We start from the raw sequence: 3019 nt of genomic DNA, 5'->3' as shown, positions 1-3019 counted from the left end.
GGTATCAACAAACTTGGCACACTATTGAGTTCTCAAACAACAGGAGCTACCGGCACCAAACACGACCAAACCGCCATGTCCTCGCTCCGAAGCAACTTTTCAAGCTTACCCCCGCCGGGCCGATCTCGCAAATCCACTCTCCGGTATCGCGCTGCCCCCTACAGGGCCAGCACAGTGACCGCCGGCGAACCTCCACGACCGACGACGAACCGGAAGCCGATTCCAACATCGTGCACCGCACGCGCTGAAACAGCTTCACAGTTTATCAAGGGGGTTCGTCGCCCTCACCGGGGCGACTCCACAACTATACGACCATCCCGCCCGGACCACCAAATCCACTCACGCCCCACCTCGAGCAGGCCGATGCGTCCTGAGCTGCCGGGCGGCAGTATCATGCAGCACGGCAGTCGTCTGGGCGATACTCCGCACAACAACGACGGCTTACCGAGACGAGGACGGAAGTTCGGTCCGCCGTGGCGACGACGCCGCGAGTTCTCGAAGAGGAGCAGCATCGTCGGCTGTCGTCCTTCATTCACCTCCGATTATTGTCCTAGTGGGCGAGCCCACAGCGACGTCGTGAAGGAGAGCGTGCATGGATACCGTCGACGGTCAGCGATTCCCCATCGATTTGGATCGCCCGCTCATCGGTGCGCCGATGGCCGGCGGGCCCTCGACTCCGGCGCTTGTCGCGGCGGTGAGCAACGCCGGCGGGCTGGGTTTCCTTGCTGGCGGGTACAAATCACCGGAACAGCTGGCGGAGCACATCACCGTCACGCGGTCCCTTACTGATCGGCCCTTCGGTGTGAATCTGTTCGTCGTATCCGCGAATGACGCCGACGAGGAAGAGCTCCAGACCTACCGTCGGCGCCTTCAGCCCCGTGCCGACCGCTACGGCATCATGCAGCACGGCAGTCGTCTGGGCGATACTCCGCACAACAACGACGGCTTACCGAGACGAGGACGGAAGTTCGGTCCGCCGTGGCGACGACGCCGCGAGTTCTCGAAGAGGAGCAGCATCGTCGGCTGTCGTCCTTCATTCACCTCCGATTATTGTCCTAGTGGGCGAGCCCACAGCGACGTCGTGAAGGAGAGCGTGCATGGATACCGTCGACGGTCAGCGATTCCCCATCGATTTGGATCGCCCGCTCATCGGTGCGCCGATGGCCGGCGGGCCCTCGACTCCGGCGCTTGTCGCGGCGGTGAGCAACGCCGGCGGGCTGGGTTTCCTTGCTGGCGGGTACAAATCACCGGAACAGCTGGCGGAGCACATCACCGTCACGCGGTCCCTTACTGATCGGCCCTTCGGTGTGAATCTGTTCGTCGTATCCGCGAATGACGCCGACGAGGAAGAGCTCCAGACCTACCGTCGGCGCCTTCAGCCCCGTGCCGACCGCTACGGCATCCAGGTGGGAGTCCCCAGATGGGATGACGACGCCTGGACGGGCAAAGTGGATGTTCTTCGGGCATTGAGGCCTGACGTGGTCTCCTTCACTTTCGGGTGTCCGGATCCCGACCTGCTGCACGAGCTGCACCAGTTGGGCATATCCACTGCCGTCACCGTCACCGACAGCGCCGAAGCGTCTCTCGCGACCGACCGTGGGGCACAGATCCTGGTCGTGCAGGGCCCCGACGCAGGGGGCCATCGCGGAACGTTCGACCCCGGCGCCGACCCGGGAACGCAGCCACTCCCCCAGCTCATCGCATCGATCAAGACGATATCCAGCCTGCCCATCATCGCCGGCGGCGGCATCAGCACCCGCGAGGACGTCGGCGGAGTTCTCGCGGCCGGAGCGTTTGCCGCCCAACTCGGCACAGCCTTGCTCCTGGCGGATGAGGCAGGAACACATCCCGCCCACCGGGCAGCTCTCACGGACCCCGGGTTCACCGAGACCAGGATCACCAGGGCGTTCACCGGGCGTCCGGCCCGTGGGTTGCGGAACAGATTCATGGACGAGCACCTGACCGTCGGCAACGCCTACCCGCAGATCCACTACATCACCACACCCCTCCGCGCCGCAGCGGCAGCGAACAACGACCTGCAAGCGCTCCACCTGTGGGCCGGCACCGGCTACCGCACCATCCGGACCGAACCCGCAGCCGACATCATCGCAGCGCTCACACCCTGACCCTTGGGGTACGCACTCCCACCCTGCCGGCGGGGCGCGCATGCGGTGGGAAAACTGGTGAAGACGAACAGGTTTCTTCTCTCGCAGCGAAGCCATCGCTCGTGCGGCTGCTCCGGCGCTGAAGTGCAAGGTGAACCCGAGGCCTCTCGAGCGGGTCCGGGTCCATCGAACCGGAAGAACCTTCACCCTGGGCACCGCGAAGGAGCGGAACTCCTTGCGCGCCCGAGTGCTGCAGGCGGCACACCGGAAGCCGCGTCCCTATGAGCAGCATCGTCGGCGGCGCATCCGGCGGATCACGCGCCGCCGTCTCTCCTCGCACGGCGTTCGCCGTTGCGAGACCTCCGTTCCCCATCCGGCCCTTCAGGCTCGACGACACACCCGACCGCGACAGCACGAACCGGTGCCCCGTCCCTCGAGATCCGGCTCCCCGAGTCCGAGCGACACCGAGTCCCGTGTCCAAGTCCCGCGAGTGCGTAGAACGCGGAGTGGGTAAAAACCGGCAGCGAAGGTGAGAACCAGCAGTGAAGTGAAAGCCGGCAGTGAAATGAAGACGCGAGGCGGGATACAGGCCGGCGACACAAAATCCTGACTCCGGCTGACACGTCGATACCCGGGATCCATGCGCCGGACCAGCTCCTGGTGGCTGCCCGGCGTCGGTGGCCAGGCCGGCACCATCGTGGTGGCCTAGCATCGGGGTGGCCATGGCATCGGGGTGCCCGCCGCATCAGGGCGGTTCTCCGGCATCGGTAGCCGGCGCCACCGGGGTGGGGTTGTTGTGTGTGGTTTAAGTGGGGAAGGCCCCGCACCTGGTGGTGCGGGGCCTTCCCGTTGGAGTGTTGTCCGGCGGTGTCCTACTCTCCCACACTCTCTCGGGTGCAGTACCATCGGCGCTG

Annotated in this window: 2 protein-coding genes and 1 pseudogene; all 3 read left to right on the top strand. The window is 65.3% G+C overall.

Going from position 1 to position 3019, the window contains the following annotated elements:
- On the top strand, window positions 1–248 hold a 248-nt coding region (locus ACX80L_RS17685), incomplete at its 5' end, for a hypothetical protein (RefSeq protein WP_459291368.1).
- Window positions 249–592: 344 nt separating this feature from the next.
- Window positions 593–835, top strand: a pseudogene (locus ACX80L_RS17680) (nitronate monooxygenase); the annotation flags it as partial.
- Between the two features lie 262 nt (window positions 836–1097).
- Window positions 1098–2126 carry a nitronate monooxygenase gene (locus ACX80L_RS17675; protein ID WP_459291366.1) on the top strand — a complete coding sequence of 343 codons (1029 nt, stop codon included), beginning with the start codon at window positions 1098–1100 and terminating at the stop codon, window positions 2124–2126.
- Window positions 2127–3019: the final 893 nt, after the last annotated feature.

The organism is Arthrobacter sp. MDT1-48-3, assembly GCF_054511015.1.
The sequence above is the reverse complement of the archived record's forward strand: the minus strand, read 5'-3'. Positions and strand labels throughout refer to the sequence as shown.